Origin of the sequence: Piscirickettsia litoralis, from assembly GCF_001720395.1 — a bacterium.
Lineage (GTDB): Bacteria > Pseudomonadota > Gammaproteobacteria > Piscirickettsiales > Piscirickettsiaceae > Piscirickettsia > Piscirickettsia litoralis.
On sequence record NZ_MDTU01000001.1, the window covers coordinates 1,547,734 to 1,564,815 of the forward strand.

The window sequence follows — 17,082 nt, forward strand, 5'->3', positions numbered from 1 at the left end:
CGATTACCAACGGTAGTGTGAGAACGCTTTGTTAGCTTCAGCCATACGGTGCGTATCTTCACGTTTTTTAACAGCAGTTCCACGACCTTCAACAGCGTCGATTAACTCACCTGCTAAACGGAGGCCCATAGACTTTTCGCTGCGCTTACGTGATGCATCGACAATCCAACGCATAGATAAGGCAGTACGACGTGCTGGGCGAACTTCGACAGGGATCTGGTAAGTCGCACCACCAACGCGGCGTGATTTTACCTCAACCGCAGGGCGAACCGCATCAAGTGCATTTTCAAACACTTCTAACGGGTTCTCACCTTTACGACGTTCGCTAATAACGTCCATGGCACCATAGACAATTTTTTCAGCGATAGATTTCTTACCGTCAACCATCAAATGGTTAACGAATTTCGCTAGCGTTTCGCTACCGAATTTAGGATCTGGCAAAATTTCACGTTTTGCCGCAACTCTTCTTCTAGGCATTGTACTATTATCCCAATTACCTGATTAAAAAATAACCGTTTTACTTTCGTTCAAACAGTCACACTCACTAAAATCTTAAAGTTCATCAAATAAACAATAAACTTAAGACTTAGGACGCTTAGTACCGTACTTAGAACGACCTTGCTTACGATCATTCACACCAGACGTATCCAGCGCACCACGAACAACGTGATAACGAACACCTGGTAAATCCTTTACACGACCACCACGGATTAATACAACGCTGTGCTCTTGTAAGTTGTGGCCTTCACCACCAATGTATGCAGATACTTCATAGCTATTCGTCAAACGTACACGAGCTACTTTACGCAAAGCCGAGTTTGGCTTCTTCGGTGTAGTCGTGTAAACACGTGTACATACGCCACGGCGTTGTGGGCATGCTTGTAACGCAGGGACGTTAGTTTTCTTCACCTGGCGTTTACGTGGTTTACGAATGAGCTGATTAACGGTTGCCATTCAATTGAACTCCCAAAATCAACCTTTTAAAATGTAATAAAATCACTCACCCGCACAAAGCGGATGGGTGATTATAAAAAAGCCTGTCTATCACTGTCAAGAACTTAGGCAGACAGACTTCGCCTGCCTACTGTAATCGAAACGCTAGCAATGATCAAGTTTTACTAAGAACCGCTGGCATCAGAGGCTTTAAAGGCTTCACTTAAAGCACTTTGCACATCATCTGCGGTCGGTTTCTTAGCTTCTTGAAGCTCTTGCACCGGTTCTGGTTGACGGTTACGACGTCGCTCATTGTGATAAGCCAATCCAGTTCCCGCAGGAATCAGTCGACCAACAATCACATTCTCTTTGAGACCACGAAGGTCATCACGTTTTCCTGTCACAGCCGCTTCTGTCAAGACACGTGTCGTCTCTTGGAAAGAGGCCGCTGAGATAAAGGATTCTGTTGAAAGTGAGGCTTTAGTGATCCCTAACAGCATCGGCGTGAAACGTGCCGGTACTTGGTCTTCAGCTAAACGCTCATTTTCTTCTAGCACTTGATAGTCTTCAACAAGTTCACCGACCAGCAATTTGGTATCGCCTGCCATCGTGACCATGACCTTACGCAACATTTGGCGCAAGATAACTTCAATGTGCTTATCATTAATTTTCACACCCTGAAGACGATAGACGTCTTGAATCTCATTGACGATATAATCCGCCAACGCTCTAACCCCTTTCAGGCGCAAGATGTCATGCGGGCTCGGCTCACCATCGACGAGAACCTCACCTTTTTCAATCTGCTCACCTTCAAAGACGTTCAGTGGACGCCATTTTGGCACCAAGATTTCAAACGCTTCACCCTCAGGCGGTGTAATCACCAAACGGCGCTTTTCTTTCGTCTCTTTACCAAAGTTAACCACTCCAGTAATCTCAGCTAAGACCGCCGCTTCTTTAGGGATTCGCGCTTCGAATAAGTCAGCTACACGCGGTAGACCCCCGGTGATATCACGCGTCTTCGAGCCTTCTTGTGGAATACGTGCGATAACATCACCCACGCCCACCTCGGCATCGTTTTCAAGGTTTAAGATCGCGCCGGTTGGCAAGTTATAACTTGCAGCAATATTGGTATTTGGAATACACAGATCATCACCATGCGCGTCGACCAAACGTACCATTGGCCGCAATTCTTTACCTGTTGCACCCGAACGTTTCGCATCTTCAACCACAATACTTGAAAGCCCGGTCATCTCATCAACCTGGCGGGACATCGACACGCCATCAACCAAGTCGATAAAACGAATACGCCCTTTCACTTCTGAGATAATCGGATGCGAGTGCGGATCCCACGTCGCCACAATCTGACCAGCATCAATCGCCGCGCCATCGGTCACAGAAAGCTCTGAACCATACGGCAGCTTATACTGCTCACGCTCACGACCGTGCTCATCGACCACGGCGATTTGGCTCGATCGTGAAATAATTACCGATTTGCCGTCAATACGGTCCACTTTCTTAATGTTGTGGAAACGAACAAAACCACTGTTTTTCACCTGGATATTATTCGCTGCAGACGCCCGCGATGCCGCACCACCAATGTGGAAGGTACGCATGGTTAACTGCGTGCCCGGCTCACCAATGGATTGCGCTGCAATCACACCAACTGCCTCACCAGCATTCACACGATGACCACGCGCCAAATCACGACCATAGCAAGTCGCACAGATACCACGACGCGTCTCACAGGTCACCGCAGAACGGACAACAACCTCATAAACACCAGCATCATCAATACGTTTAATCGAGTGCTCATCCAAGTAAGTGCCTTTTTCAAGAACCACGTCACCGGATGGCGAAATCACATCTTTCGCACAAGAACGACCAATTAAGCGATCTGCCAATGGCACAACCACATCACCACCTTCGATCAGCGGCGTCATAGTCAAGCCTTCTTCAGTCCCACAATCGACTTCAGTCACGACAACATCTTGAGCCACATCGACCAAACGCCGCGTTAAGTAACCTGAGTTCGCTGTTTTCAATGCGGTATCGGCCAAACCTTTACGCGCACCGTGCGTCGAGATAAAGTATTGAAGGACGTTCAAACCTTCACGGAAGTTAGCGATAATCGGCGTTTCAATGATCGAACCGTCCGGTTTTGCCATCAAACCACGCATACCTGCGAGCTGACGCATCTGATCTTGCGAACCACGCGCTCCTGAGTCTGCCATCATGTAAACTGAGTTAAATGAAGCTTGCTCTACAGTATTGCCTTCGGCATCAACCACCTGCTCTTTCGAGAGGTTCTCCATCATCGCTTTTTTAACAGTATCATTAGTGCGCGACCAAATATCGACGACTTTGTTATAACGCTCACCTGAGGTCACCAAGCCGGAAGCATATTGCTCAGTAATCTCACGAACCTGAGACTCTGCTTCTTCAATAATCGCCGGTTTAGACTCAGGCACCACCATGTCATCAATACCAACAGAGACACCCGAGCGCGTTGCATACCTAAATCCGGCATACATCAGCTGATCGGCAAAAATCACTGTCTCTTTTAGACCAACATTGTGATAACACTCATCGAGTAGGCCGGCGATTTGCTTTTTACCCATGGCTTTATTCACCATTTCAAACGGGATACCCGCCGGAACAATAGTAAATAACAAAGCACGACCGATCGTTGTATCGATCAAGCGAGTACGCTCAATCAATTCATTATTATCATCACGCGCAAAATCGGTAATACGGACCTTAACTTTCGCATGTAGATCTACAACTTCGGCTTGATACGCACGCTCTGCTTCTTTGATATCCGCAAAGACCATGCCCTCACCTTTGGCATTGATCTTCTCACGTGTCGTATAATAAATACCCAAAACCACGTCTTGCGATGGTGCGATCACTGGATCACCTGATGCTGGCGATAAAATATTGTTCGTCGACATCATCAAAGCACGCGCTTCAAGCTGCGCTTCAATCGTCAACGGAATGTGAACCGCCATCTGGTCACCGTCAAAGTCAGCGTTATAAGCCGCACAGACGAGCGGATGCAACTGAATCGCTTTACCTTCAATCAGTACAGGCTCAAAGGCTTGAATCCCTAAACGGTGCAATGTCGGTGCACGGTTAAGTAGAACAGGATGCTCACGAATCACTTCATCAAGAACGTCCCAAACCTCAGCAGCCTCTTTTTCAACGAGCTTTTTCGCTGCCTTAATCGTTGTCGCCAAACCACGGAACTGTAACTTACTGAAAATGAACGGCTTAAATAACTCTAAGGCCATTTTCTTTGGCAAGCCACATTGATGCAAACGCAATGTCGGACCGACCACGATGACAGAACGACCTGAATAGTCAACACGCTTACCGAGCAAGTTTTGACGGAAACGCCCCTGCTTACCCTTGATCATGTCTGCCAACGATTTTAGTGCGCGACGGTTAGAACCCGTAATCGCGCGGCCACGACGACCATTATCTAATAAAGCATCAACAGACTCTTGCAACATGCGTTTTTCATTGCGAACAATGATATCAGGCGCTGCAAGCTCTAATAAGCGCTTCAAACGGTTGTTACGGTTAATGACACGGCGATATAAGTCGTTCAAGTCAGAGGTTGCGAAACGGCCCCCATCTAGCGGCACCAATGGACGCAGATCAGGCGGCAGAACAGGCAACACATCCATCACCATCCATTCTGGCTTATTGCCAGAACCAGCAAACGCTTCTAATAGTTTCAGGCGTTTAGTGATTTTCTTAATGCGAGTTTCTGAATTAGTCGTTGGCAATTCATCACGCAATGCGGTGATTTCACTTTCAAGATTAAGCTCTTTTAAGATAATCTTGATCGCCTCAGCTCCCATACGAGCATCGAACTCATCACCATACTGCTCTAAGGCATTTAGATATTCTTCATCAGAAAGCATTTGACCTTTTTCTAAGGCCGTCATGCCCGGCTCAATAACGACAAAGGCTTCAAAATAAAGCACACGTTCGATATCACGTAAGGTCATATCAAGCAATGTGCCTATGCGTGAAGGCAATGAACGCAAGAACCAAATATGTGCAACCGGGCTTGCAAGATCGACGTGGCCCATGCGGTCACGACGAACTTTCGTTGGCGCAACTTCAACACCACACTTCTCACAAATCACACCACGGTGCTTTAAGCGCTTATATTTACCACATAAGCATTCGTAATCTTTGATCGGTCCAAAGATTTTCGCACAGAACAAACCGTCACGTTCTGGCTTAAATGTACGATAGTTAATCGTCTCAGGCTTCTTTACTTCACCATAAGACCACGAACGTATCATGTCGGGTGATGCAAGGCCGATACGGATTGCATCAAAATCTTCGAAGCGTGCACCACGCTTCACCATACCCAATAAATCTTTCAAGGCTGTTCTCCCGCGTTGAAGAACGGGGCGCGCTCAATATTAAGCGCGCCGCGATGATTACTCTTGCTCAAGCTCGATATCGATACCAAGTGAACGGATTTCTTTGACTAACACATTAAAGGACTCAGGCATGCCTGGTTCCATACGGTGATCGCCCTCAACAATGTTTTTATAGACCTTAGTTCGGCCTCCAACATCATCAGACTTCACTGTCAGCATTTCTTGTAGGGTGTAGGCTGCACCATAAGCTTCTAAGGCCCAGACCTCCATCTCACCAAAACGCTGACCACCGAATTGCGCTTTACCACCGAGTGGCTGCTGCGTCACCAAGCTGTAAGAGCCTGTTGAACGCGCATGCATCTTGTCATCAACTAAGTGATTAAGCTTCAACATGTACATATAGCCGACAGTGACCGGACGATCAAATTGAACACCAGTACGGCCATCAAACAAGATGGTTTGACCTGATTCAGGCAACCCAGCGAGTTTTAGCATGCCTTTGATCTGCTTCTCTGCTGCCCCATCAAAGACGGCTGTTGCCATCGGCACACCCTTACGCAGGTTATTCGCCAACGCTAGAATTTCTTTATCGCTTAAAGAATCTAGATCTTCTGGGTGCTCTGTATCGCCGTTATAAACTTGCCCTAAGAACTCACGCACTTTAGCAACTTCGCGCTGCTCATCGAGCATCTCACCGATACATTCGCCCAAACCTTTAGCAGCCCAACCCAAGTGAGTCTCAAGAATCTGGCCGATGTTCATCCGCGATGGCACCCCAAGCGGGTTTAAGCAGATGTCCACTGGACGACCATTCTTGTCATGCGGCATATCTTCAACAGGAACAATTTGTGAAATTACACCTTTGTTCCCGTGACGACCGGCCATCTTATCACCTGGCTGAATACGACGTTTGACGGCAATATAAGTCTTAACGATCTTCAATACACCTGGCGCCAAATCAGACCCTTGAGTGATTTTCAAGCGTTTTTCTTCAAGGCGTTGCTCAAATTCTTTACGAATATCAGCAAAGTGATCTTGAATACGCTCTAACTGATCGCCGATCTTCTCGTCTTGCAAACGAATCGTGAACAATTTTTCAGCAGGAAGATCTTGAATATCCGCTGCGGTGATCGTTGCACCGGCCTTCAAGCCAGAACCACCAATCGTTACTTGACCCACAAGCATCTTGCGCAGACGTTGCAGCACATCCGCTTCGCGAATACGCACTTCATCACGCAAGTCTTTACGGAACATTTCAAGTTCAGCTTCTTCGATCTCTTTGGCGCGATCATCTTTTTCAACACCATCACGAGTGAAGACCTGAACATCGATTACCGTACCCGACATCCCCGTAGGCATGCGCAATGAGGTATCTTTCACATCAGAGGCTTTTTCACCGAAGATCGCACGCAATAGCTTTTCTTCAGGGGTCAGTTGAGTTTCACCCTTAGGCGTCACTTTACCAACCAAAATATCACCAGCTTTCACTTCAGCACCGACGAACACAATACCGGATTCATCAAGCTTTGCCAGCGAGCTTTCAGCAACATTTGGAATATCTGGAGAAATTTCTTCAGGACCAAGCTTAGTATCACGCGCGATACAGACTAATTCTTCAACATGAATCGTCGTAAAGCGATCTTCTTCAACGACACGCTCAGAAATGAGAATCGAATCCTCAAAGTTATAACCATTCCACGGCATGAAGGCCACGTACATATTCTGACCCAGCGCCAGCTCACCGATATCTGTCGATGGCCCATCGGCGAGAACATCGCCTTTGGCAATCACATCGCCATTACGCACCAATGGGCGCTGATTAATGCACGTGTTTTGGTTAGAACGGGTATATTTAGTGAGGTTGTAAATATCAACCCCAGCCTCACCGGCTTCAGTTTCAGCATCATTGACACGAACCACAATACGTGTCGCATCTACAGAATCAATCACACCACCACGTCTAGCAACAACAGTCACTCCAGAGTCTACGGCGACTGTGCGCTCAACACCGGTTCCGACCACAGGCTTCTCTGCAATCAAAGTCGGCACCGCTTGACGTTGCATATTCGATCCCATCAAGGCACGGTTTGCATCATCGTGTTCTAAGAATGGAATCATCGAGGCGGCAACAGAGACCATCTGGCGAGGCGCAACGTCCATATAATCAACTTTATCCGCAGTCGTAAAGAAGGTTTCACCCGATTGGCGGCAATGCAGCAAACTATCTGTTAAACCGCCATCTTCAGCGACTGTTGCGTTCGCCTGAGCGATAATGTGCTCAGCTTCTTCAATGGCCGATAGAAAGTCAACTTCACCGGTGACTTTGCCATCCACAACACGACGATACGGTGTTTCTAAGAAACCGTATTTATTCGTCCGCGCATAGGTTGCCAACGAGTTAATCAAACCAATGTTTGGCCCCTCAGGCGTTTCAATCGGACACACGCGACCATAGTGAGTTGGGTGTACGTCACGCACCTCAAAGCCTGCGCGCTCACGCGTTAGACCACCTGGACCTAATGCTGAAACACGGCGCTTATGGGTAATTTCTGAAAGCGGGTTGTTTTGGTCCATAAACTGAGACAGCTGACTAGAACCAAAGAACTCTTTAATCGCAGCAGACACCGGCTTCGCATTAATTAAGTCTTGCGGCATCAGATTTTCTGATTCAGCAATGCCCAAGCGCTCACGCACAGCACGCTCAACACGCACTAAACCAACACGGAATTGGTTTTCAGCCATCTCACCAACAGAGCGTACACGACGGTTACCCAAGTGATCGATATCATCAACTTGACCTTTACCATCGCGAATTTCAATCAATGTTTTCATCACCGCCAAGATGTCCTCTTTTGAAAGAACACCTTCACCCTCGATCTCTTCACGACCAATGCGGCGATTAAATTTCATACGTCCCACCGCAGAAAGGTCATAACGATCTGCTGAGAAGAACAACGTTTTAATTAAGTTTTCAGCAGCTTCTTTAGTTGGCGGCTCACCTGGGCGCATCATTCGATACACCTCAACCAAGGCTTCCATTTGTGAAGTCGTTGGATCTGCACGCAAAGTATCAGAAATATATGGACCACGATCCATATCATTCGTATAAATCACACGTAGCTCATTAACACCTGCCTTATGAATCGCAGCGAGTAAATCAGGCGTGATTTCACTGTTTGCAGCCGCAACGATTTCACCATCGGAGCTGACCACATCATGCGACAAGGCTTTACCCAGAATATAATCCGCAGGCACAACTAATTTTTTCAAGCCGGCTTCAGAAATCTTACGCACGTGACGCGCAGTCACACGGCGACCTTCTTCAACTAAGACATTGCCTTTTTCATCTTTAATGTCAAAGGCAACGGTTTCACCGCGCAGACGCTCGGGAACAAGTTCCATTTCAACGCCTTTATCACCAAGGTAAAATGCTGTCGTTTCAAAGAAAATATCTAAAATTTCTTCAGCGTTATAGCCTAACGCACGCAATAATATAGTTGCCGGCAACTTACGACGACGGTCGATACGCACATAGAGTAAATCTTTAGGATCAAACTCAAAATCGAGCCAAGAACCACGGTAAGGAATCACACGCGCAGAAAATAATAATTTTCCAGAAGAGTGCGTTTTACCCTTATCATGATCAAAGAACACACCCGGTGAGCGGTGCAGCTGAGAGACAATCACACGCTCAGTTCCATTGATGATGAACGTACCGTTTTCGGTCATCAATGGCAGCTCGCCCATGTAAACTTCTTGCTCTTTGATATCTTTAACAACTTTGGTATCACCCGAAGCTGTTTTGTCGTAAATCACTAAACGCAATTTTACGCGTAGCGGCGCTGCATAGCTAATACCACGAATTCGACATTCTCTAACATCGAATAAGGGCTCACCCAAACGATAATCGACGTATTGCAACTCTGCACTACCAGAGAAACTTGCAATCGGCAATACCGATGAAAAGGCAGCATGCAAACCAGATTCAAGACGCTTTTCTAAATTCACGCCTCGTTGCAAAAATTGTTGATAGGAATCCTTTTGGATAGACAAAAGGTAGGGAACATCTAACACGTGAGGAAGTTTAGCAAACTCCCTACGAATTCGCTTCTTTTCAGTGTAGGAGTAGGCCATTGGGGCTCCTAAAGCTTGATCAAGTTATGAAAAGCTTCAAATGAAAGCTTTTTTACCAGAGAACACTAGATTATCTTTAAAACTGCTTACTACTGCTTTTAATAGTTTAACCGACTCAGTCAATGCGTCTACTAGTTCAAATTATTTTTTGTTAGCAAACCGCTAGTCACTTTCAGACAGACGCCAAGTCACATAATTAACAAACGTGACAGAATAACACAATTTCGGCAAAAGGCCAACGGCGAAAGGGCTGACACTTGTGCCAACCCTTCGCTTTAGCCTGTACAGTCGAACATTATTTAAGTTCGACAGTTGCACCTGCTTCTTCAAGCTGCTTCTTGATTTCTTCAGCTTCGTCTTTAGATACAGCTTCTTTAACTGCAACTGGGCAGCTTTCAACCATACCTTTCGCTTCTTTCAAGCCAAGACCTGTGATACCACGAACTGCTTTAATAGCACCAACTTTGTTGCCACCAAATTCTTTCATGATTACATCAAATTCAGTCTTCTCTTCAGCAGCAGCGCCAGCGTCAGCCGCAGGAGCAGCAGTCGCTACAGCAGCAGTTACACCGAACTTCTCTTCCATTGCTTCAATTAAGTTAACAACGTCAGAAACTTTCATTTCAGCAATTGCGTTTAAGATTTCTTCTTGAGTTACAGCCATTGTTATGACTCCCACATTAGTTTAACAAAAATAAATTAATTTATGCCGCAGCTTCGGCTTCTTTCTGGTCACGAACAGCAGCGAGTGTACGTGCAAGTTTAGCAACAGGCTCTTTCATTAAGCCCATCAACATTGCAATACCTTCATCACGTGTTGGCATCTTCGCAAGCTTATCAAGCTCAGACGCTTCCATTAAATCACCGTTAAATGCCAATGATTTAGTGTCTAGCGCTTTGTTTGTTTTTGCGAAGTCACGCACTAAACGCGCAGCCGCAGATGGGTTTTCTTCAGGTGCAAAGGCCAAGATCAAAGGACCTGTGAACTTTTCTTTCATGCACTCAAAAGACGTACCTTCTACAGCACGACGAGCTAGCGTGTTACGCACGATACGCAGATTCACACCTGCATCACGCGCTTGCTTACGTAAGCTGTTCATGTCATTAGAAGTTAAGCCATGGTACTCAGCCGCTACAGCTGATACTGAAGCCTGTGCTACTGCTGTTACCTCAGCAACAATGGCTTTCTTTTGTTCAAGATTCAGCGCCATGCTTTTCTTACCTCTAAAATCAATGCATCAATATAATCAACAACTAATCATATTAATACATCATGTTTAACCATGACAGCCGGTGAATCATTTGCTAAAGCAATCAGGTCATCACCGTCTGCGTAGGCGATTTCTCATTAAGCTTTTATTCAAAAGCACCTACGGTCTTGGACGTTTGCCCGGTTATCATTCATATAAATTCCAGATAACAGAGCAAGCGAAATGGCTACAGTGAGCCAAGTAACTTTACTTAACAGCTAAAGTCGCTTGATCAACTGCAACACCCGGCCCCATTGTTGTGGAGACCGTAACTTTCTTCATGTAAACACCTTTAGCAGATGCAGGCTTCGCCTTTTGCAACGCCACTAACAGTGTTTCTAAATTTTCTTTTAATTGGTTTGCATCAAAGCCAAGTTTGCCGATGCTCGCATGAACGATACCTGTTTTATCAGCACGGTAACGAACCTGGCCAGCTTTGGCATTTTTAACCGCTCCTGCAACATCAGGTGTTACAGTACCCACTTTCGGGTTAGGCATTAAACCACGCGGACCCAATACTTGGCCTAATTGACCAACAATACGCATTGCATCAGGAGAAGCGATAACAACATCAAAATCTAAGTTGCCTTTTTTCACTTCTTCGGCCAGATCTTCAAAACCAACAACGTCAGCACCTGCCGCTTTTGCAGCTTCTGCGTTCGCACCTTGTGCAAATACAGCAACACGAACGTCTTTACCAGTACCGTGAGGCAATACTGTCGCACCACGGACCACTTGATCTGATTTACGCGGGTCAATACCCAAGTTAACGCTTACATCAACAGATTCTTTAAATTTCACTGAAGACACTTCATTAAGAAGATTTAGTGCTTCAATGATTTCGTATTGCTTGTCCGCTTCAACTTTATCAGCAATCAGCTTTGCACGCTTTGTTAATTTCGCCATGACTACACCCCTTCTACTTCAAGACCCATACGTACTGCAGTTCCTGCAATTGTACGTACAGCCGCATCCATGTTTGATGCAGTCAAATCAGGCATTTTAATCTCAGCAATTTCTTCAAGCTGAGCACGTGTTATTTTACCGACTTTATTTAAGTTAGGCGTACCAGAACCTTTTTTCAGCTTGGCTGCTTTCTTTAACAAGTAAGACGCTGGTGGCGTTTTAGTTTCAAAAGTAAAACTACGATCACTATATACAGTAATCACAACTGGAACAGGTGCACCTGCATCCAAATTTTGTGTTTTTGCGTTGAATGCTTTACAAAATTCCATGATATTGACACCGTGCTGACCCAATGCTGGGCCCACCGGAGGACTTGGATTTGCCTTACCTGCAGCAACCTGCAACTTAATATAGGCTGAAACTTTTTTAGCCATGTTAAAACTCCACAATACGGGTACCAACGCTCTAGCCAACTAGAACTCCCCACACCCTGCACTTTTCACCATGCAGAGCCAACAAAACCCCATGACAGCTAAAAAGCTACCATAGGGCCATCATTTTCACTTTATTTTCTAGTCAATATCTTTGCTGATTTGACCAAAATCAAGTTCGACTGGCGTTGAGCGACCAAAAATAGAAATCGCCGCACGCACTTTACTCTTCTCATAATCCACTTCTTCGATCGTGCCGTTAAAGTCAGCAAACGGACCATCGATAACGCGGATAATCTCACCCGGCTCGAACAATGTTTTCGGCCGTGGCTTATTCTCGCCATCTTTCAAGCGATTTAGAATTCGATCTGCTTCTGCATCAGTAATTGGCGCTGGGCGCTCTGCCGTGCCACCGATAAAACCTAAAACACGAGGAACATTACGCACTAAGTGCCAAGCCTCTTCGTCCATTTCCATCTGCACTAATACATAACCCGGAAAAAACTTGCGCTCACTTTTGCGCTTCTGCCCAGAGCGCATCTCAACAACTTCTTCTGTAGGCACAAGAATCTCGCCAAACTTATCTTCTAAATTAGCCGCCTTCATATGCTCTTTTAGCAAGTTGACCACTCGCTTTTCATAGCCCGAATACGCTTGAACAACATACCAACGCTTTGACATCATTTTCACCTATGTAAATAGAATATGTTTAATTGCCCAGGCACTAATGGAGTCAACCCCCCACAATACAAGCGCTGCAACAACGACAAACGCACCAACAATCAGTGTCGTTTGCTGTACTTCTTTACGCGCCGGCCAAACAACTTTGCGCAACTCAATACGTGCTTCACGCAAAAAACTAACTGCTTGACGACCTTTATCTGTCAAGCTCGCAATCGCTAAGGCTGCAACAATAACAACTAATATTGCCCCTGCCCGTAATGATAATGCATAGGATGAAAAATAAAAGTTTCCTACCGCAGCCGCAACGACTAAAAGGCAAACCAATGCCCATTTCAATTTGTCAAAACGACTTTTCAGCTCAACTTTCACAGTCATAATGTGACGTACACCTAGAAAATAATGGCAGGCTAGGAGGGACTCGAACCCCCAACCTGCGGTTTTGGAGACCGCTGCTCTACCAATTGAGCCACTAGCCTACGGAAATACCGGTCAGTATTCTAACAAAATACCAGCCGCTTCACAAGCCTGCCACAAGGTGGTGCCCATAACCAGACTCGAACTGGTGACCTCTTCCTTACCAAGAAAGTGCTCTACCGCCTGAGCTATATGGGCTAAATACTTTAAACTTAAAGAGTTGGAGCGGGTAGCGGGAATCGAACCCGCATCATCAGCTTGGAAGGCTGAGGTTCTACCATTTAACTATACCCGCGTGGTGGTGAGGGAAGGATTCGAACCTTCGAAGGCTGAGCCGCCAGATTTACAGTCTGGTCCCTTTGACCGCTCGGGAACCCCACCATTTATTAAGGTTAAGCATTATAGCTTTTTACCAAACAAAGTCAATGACTTTGCCTACGTTTTCCTGTGTGAATCAGGTCAACGCAGGCAGATTATAATGACTTCAAAGAAAAAGACAAGCGTTTTTATCAACTTTATTTCTTTTCACCAAAAACGCACTGCAATAATGCCATATAATGGTTTCTTTTCAGTCAAATATTTCATAGACTAGGAAAAAATCCACGTTTCATGGAGTGAACGATGTCTCAAACCAAAGACCGCAATCAACTTGGCTTTTCCCTCATAGAGATCATGGTCGCCGTCGCCATTATCGGCATTTTGATCGCCATTGCCGTGCCCAGCTATCAAGAATATGTCTCTCGTGCTAAAAATGCCGCGCTGGATGCAACCATTGCCGCCTACAAAGCTCCTGTCGCCATCGCCATCGGCGAAAGCGGCCAAATTAATAGTGATATGAATCTGAGCACTGCAAGCATGGAAAAATATCACTTCCCAGCGGCTCCAAATGCCAGCAATCAAGTCACTCTCAGTATTTCTCCGAACCAAACTAAGCAAACCATCACCATCGAAGCTGAGGATGATAATACCGGTAAAGCACGCCAAGCCATCGGCACCTTTGCCAACGGCACCTTAACTTGGGGCGAATATAAAAACGCTTGATATAAAACTAAATGGTAATCTCCCATCAGCTTAAAGTGCTAGGTCTCGCTGAATTTGACCTTCACCAGCTAGACCTTGGGCAGCTTGATCTTGGCCCAGTCCCGCTCGACTGGGTCCGCAAGCACCGTCTATTGCCTTTTTACAGCAAAAAAACTAAACACTTAATAGCAATCAGCCAATACAGTGATCTTGCCAAACTAAAACCCCTCACCCTGCTCACAGGCCACTCCTTTCATCCAATTCTCTGTGATCAACAGGCGCTGCAATCGACCATTCAACGGATTCTTCAACAAGAAAAACCGCAATCTCGAATCACCACCGATAAAAGCGCCATCAGCAATCATGTCAATCAGCTCATCGTTCATGCCATAGAACAGCGCGCCTCAGATATTCACCTCGAACCCTATGAACAAAGTTATCGCATACGCCTACGCATCGACGGTAAGCTCATTCACAGCCACTCCCCTCCTAAAGAATCCAGCAACCAGATCATCTCACACATCAAAATCCTAGGTCGCTTAGACATTACCGAAACACGCAAGCCACAGGACGGCCGCTTTAAACTCGATATTCCCGGGCGCGGCGATACTCATTTTCGTTTAAGTTCCTGTCCCACACTCTTTGGTGAAAAACTCGTCATCCGCATTTTAGGCGGCACAGGTCCACAACCAAACATCAATAAACTCGGCTTACTCCCACATCAACTTCACGCCTTGCAGCAAGCCATCCAAAAACCACATGGCCTTATTTTAGTCACTGGCCCCACCGGCAGTGGCAAAACTTTAACGCTATACAGCATTTTACAGGCTTTAAACCATGGCAGTGAGAATATATCGACCGCAGAAGATCCGATAGAAATACTATTACCCGGCATTAACCAACTCAATATTAACCCAGCAGCAGGCTTAACTTTCCCAACAGCCTTGCGCGCCTTTTTACGTCAAGACCCTGATGTCCTCATGGTCGGTGAGATCCGTGATGAAGAAACCGCCTGTATTGCGATTCGTGCAGCACAAACGGGTCATCTTGTACTCTCCAGCTTACATAGCAGCTCTGCAACACTCGCGATAGACCGTCTTTGCAATATGGGTATTAGTCATTTTGATTTGGCAAGTTGCTTAAATTTAGTCATTGCCCAACGCTTAATTCGTACTCTTTGTTCACATTGTCAGGGTTTATCCCATCTTGATTGCCAATACTGTCACCAAGGCTTCTTAGGCCGCAGCGCCATTTTTGAGCTACTTCCCGTTAATCAATATGTTCAGCAACTCATCGAACAGCGTGCAAACAATCTAAAAATTCAAGCCTATAACCTGCAATCAGGTCAATATTCATTGGCTATGGCCGCCCAGCATAAGGTCAAATCCAAAATCACTACCATGGCAGAAATCCAGCCTTTTATTGAGCACTCCAATGAAACAGCAACAGAAAAAAAAGCTCTATCAGTGGCAAGCCATCGATGAAGCGGGCCACACACAACAAGGCATCGATCCAGCCATTAATAAGGATGAGCTTGAGCAAAATTTATTTGCACAAAAGCTAATTCCAATAAAAATCAAACGCTACCGCCCCAGCCTTTACCAACGCTATCGCTCTCGCATCAACCAAAACTTTATTACTCAATGGACACGACAACTCGCAACCTTGCTCGATGCAAAAATCCCACTTAGCGAAGGCATCGCCATCAGTGCCAAAGCAGCACCATTTTATTTACAACGCCAATTTATTTTGTCAATCCACCAAAGTATAAAACAAGGCTTCTCTTTAAGCGCAAGTCTGCAACACAGCAGCTACTTTAATCCAACCTACATCGCCATGATTAAAGCAGGGGAAACCTCAGGCCAATTAATCTCAACACTGACCACCCTTGCCGATTACCGTGAACGTAGAGCATCTCTACAAAAACGCATCAAAAACGCCTTGATCTACCCAACATTAATCTCGATATTCTCACTGACCATCACAATTGCAATGCTGCTCTTTATTGTTCCACAATTCAATCAATTTTATGCAGCGCTCAACACACCTTTGCCGGCCCTCACAGAATTTATGCTTACCATTGCAAATTTACTCAAAACAATCTCTTTAACCGAAATTATTATTTTTCTTATCGCTCTTTTTAGCCTACGCTGGCTGTATAAAAAACACCAAAAAAATGCACAAGCAGCACTAGAGCCTGCCTTACTCAAACTGCCAATCATTGGTCCATTAAAGAAAAAAAGCATATTAAATACCTTTTGCCATACACTCAGCATACTTTTTCAAAGCGACCACCACCTCCCTACCACCATAGAAATTGCCATTCAAGCAACAAACAGCTCTAAACTCATGAAACAAACAACCAGCATATGCTTTGATTTAAAACAAGGCACGAGCCTTTATCAAAGCTTAAAGAAACAATCCTTTTTCCCAGATATGGCCCTGCAAATGATTCATGCCGGCGAGCATTCAAATCAACTTCATACAATTTTAAAACAATTATCCACGCTCTATGAAAACGAGTTAAAACAAACAACCGATACGCTGATAAAACTACTCGAACCTTTAACCATCATCTTTATCGGTGGCCTCGTCGGCTTTATTGTTATCGCTTTATACTTGCCCGTATTCCAGCTCGGTAGTATTTTATGAGATCTTGTTTAGAAAGAAAGCAGCATTTCATTAAATTGACAAATAACCTATACTAACCCTCATATCAAAAATAGACACTCATTAACCATTGACTCAGTCATTTATTTTCAGCTTTATATTAAACGCTATACTGGCAGCGCCTTTAAGCCTTGCCAGTTTATTTACCTTACAGACTTTACCCGCCCCCTTATTACTCACAGAAAATCAAAAAATTTTACTGCTCGAGCTGCAAAAATAGTCAATCACAAATCAATA

Annotated in this window: 13 protein-coding genes and 4 tRNA genes; 3 read left to right on the forward strand and 14 right to left on the reverse strand. The window is 45.4% G+C overall.

Annotation, left to right across the window (positions count from 1 at the left end):
* Positions 1-3 precede the first annotated feature (3 nt).
* From rpsG to BGC07_RS07705, 14 genes are all read right to left on the reverse strand, one after another.
* Positions 4-477, reverse strand: a complete 474-nt coding sequence (gene rpsG, locus BGC07_RS07640; RefSeq protein ID WP_069312618.1) for a 30S ribosomal protein S7 — start codon at positions 475-477, stop codon at positions 4-6.
* A gap of 102 nt (positions 478-579) precedes the next feature.
* Entirely contained in the window at positions 580-954 is a 375-nt protein-coding gene (rpsL, locus tag BGC07_RS07645) for a 30S ribosomal protein S12 (RefSeq protein WP_069312619.1), read from the reverse strand.
* A gap of 164 nt (positions 955-1,118) precedes the next feature.
* A complete protein-coding gene (gene rpoC, locus BGC07_RS07650; protein ID WP_069312620.1) occupies positions 1,119-5,336 on the reverse strand; it encodes a DNA-directed RNA polymerase subunit beta' in 4,218 nt (1,405 codons plus the stop codon).
* Between the two features lie 57 nt (positions 5,337-5,393).
* Entirely contained in the window at positions 5,394-9,470 is a 4,077-nt protein-coding gene (gene rpoB / locus BGC07_RS07655) for a DNA-directed RNA polymerase subunit beta (protein ID WP_069312621.1), read from the reverse strand.
* Between the two features lie 295 nt (positions 9,471-9,765).
* Positions 9,766-10,134 (reverse strand): 50S ribosomal protein L7/L12, encoded by a 369-nt coding sequence (rplL, locus tag BGC07_RS07660; RefSeq protein ID WP_069312622.1) that lies wholly within the window; start codon positions 10,132-10,134, stop codon positions 9,766-9,768.
* Positions 10,135-10,174: 40 nt separating this feature from the next.
* The gene (rplJ, locus tag BGC07_RS07665; RefSeq protein ID WP_069312623.1) at positions 10,175-10,681 is read right to left on the reverse strand and encodes a 50S ribosomal protein L10; all 507 of its coding nucleotides are present in this window, start codon (positions 10,679-10,681) and stop codon (positions 10,175-10,177) included.
* Between the two features lie 246 nt (positions 10,682-10,927).
* Entirely contained in the window at positions 10,928-11,626 is a 699-nt protein-coding gene (gene rplA, locus BGC07_RS07670) for a 50S ribosomal protein L1 (RefSeq protein ID WP_069312624.1), read from the reverse strand.
* A 2-nt stretch (positions 11,627-11,628) separates the two neighbouring features.
* The gene (rplK, locus tag BGC07_RS07675; RefSeq protein ID WP_069312625.1) at positions 11,629-12,060 is read right to left on the reverse strand and encodes a 50S ribosomal protein L11; all 432 of its coding nucleotides are present in this window, start codon (positions 12,058-12,060) and stop codon (positions 11,629-11,631) included.
* A 138-nt stretch (positions 12,061-12,198) separates the two neighbouring features.
* Positions 12,199-12,738 carry a transcription termination/antitermination protein NusG gene (gene nusG / locus BGC07_RS07680; protein WP_069312626.1) on the reverse strand — a complete coding sequence of 180 codons (540 nt, stop codon included), beginning with the start codon at positions 12,736-12,738 and terminating at the stop codon, positions 12,199-12,201.
* A gap of 9 nt (positions 12,739-12,747) precedes the next feature.
* A complete protein-coding gene (gene secE, locus BGC07_RS07685; protein ID WP_069312627.1) occupies positions 12,748-13,116 on the reverse strand; it encodes a preprotein translocase subunit SecE in 369 nt (122 codons plus the stop codon).
* A 25-nt stretch (positions 13,117-13,141) separates the two neighbouring features.
* Positions 13,142-13,217 (reverse strand) — tRNA-Trp (locus BGC07_RS07690).
* A gap of 60 nt (positions 13,218-13,277) precedes the next feature.
* Positions 13,278-13,353, reverse strand: a tRNA-Thr gene (locus tag BGC07_RS07695).
* Between the two features lie 23 nt (positions 13,354-13,376).
* Positions 13,377-13,450, reverse strand: a tRNA-Gly gene (locus BGC07_RS07700).
* A 1-nt stretch (position 13,451) separates the two neighbouring features.
* A tRNA-Tyr gene (locus BGC07_RS07705) sits at positions 13,452-13,536 on the reverse strand.
* Between the two features lie 240 nt (positions 13,537-13,776).
* Here BGC07_RS07705 and BGC07_RS23635 point away from each other — a divergent pair.
* From BGC07_RS23635 to BGC07_RS07720, 3 genes are read left to right on the forward strand one after another with little or no spacing between them, the layout of a single operon-like run.
* Positions 13,777-14,196: a prepilin-type N-terminal cleavage/methylation domain-containing protein gene (locus tag BGC07_RS23635; RefSeq protein WP_069312628.1), complete on the forward strand. Its 420-nt coding sequence runs from the start codon at positions 13,777-13,779 to the stop codon at positions 14,194-14,196.
* A 35-nt stretch (positions 14,197-14,231) separates the two neighbouring features.
* A complete protein-coding gene (locus tag BGC07_RS07715; protein WP_158006890.1) occupies positions 14,232-15,659 on the forward strand; it encodes a GspE/PulE family protein in 1,428 nt (475 codons plus the stop codon).
* On the forward strand, positions 15,610-16,827 hold the full coding sequence (locus tag BGC07_RS07720; protein WP_069312630.1) for a type II secretion system F family protein: 1,218 nt from the start codon (positions 15,610-15,612) through the stop codon (positions 16,825-16,827). Before BGC07_RS07715 ends, BGC07_RS07720 begins: the two co-directional genes overlap by 50 nt.
* The last annotated feature ends 255 nt before the right edge of the window (positions 16,828-17,082 follow it).

Bases quoted from the DNA above. Each gene is read 5' to 3' on its own strand.
- rpsG (WP_069312618.1), bottom strand. From the start codon at position 477: ATGCCTAGAAGAAGAGTTGCGGCAAAACGTGAAATTTTGCCAGATCCT.
- rpsL (WP_069312619.1), bottom strand. From the start codon at position 954: ATGGCAACCGTTAATCAGCTCATTCGTAAACCACGTAAACGCCAGGTG.
- rpoB (WP_069312621.1), bottom strand. From the start codon at position 9,470: ATGGCCTACTCCTACACTGAAAAGAAGCGAATTCGTAGGGAGTTTGCT.
- rplL (WP_069312622.1), bottom strand. From the start codon at position 10,134: ATGGCTGTAACTCAAGAAGAAATCTTAAACGCAATTGCTGAAATGAAA.
- rplJ (WP_069312623.1), bottom strand. From the start codon at position 10,681: ATGGCGCTGAATCTTGAACAAAAGAAAGCCATTGTTGCTGAGGTAACA.
- rplA (WP_069312624.1), bottom strand. From the start codon at position 11,626: ATGGCGAAATTAACAAAGCGTGCAAAGCTGATTGCTGATAAAGTTGAA.
- rplK (WP_069312625.1), bottom strand. From the start codon at position 12,060: ATGGCTAAAAAAGTTTCAGCCTATATTAAGTTGCAGGTTGCTGCAGGT.
- nusG (WP_069312626.1), bottom strand. From the start codon at position 12,738: ATGTCAAAGCGTTGGTATGTTGTTCAAGCGTATTCGGGCTATGAAAAG.
- secE (WP_069312627.1), bottom strand. From the start codon at position 13,116: ATGACTGTGAAAGTTGAGCTGAAAAGTCGTTTTGACAAATTGAAATGG.
- BGC07_RS23635 (WP_069312628.1), top strand. From the start codon at position 13,777: ATGTCTCAAACCAAAGACCGCAATCAACTTGGCTTTTCCCTCATAGAG.
- BGC07_RS07720 (WP_069312630.1), top strand. From the start codon at position 15,610: ATGAAACAGCAACAGAAAAAAAAGCTCTATCAGTGGCAAGCCATCGAT.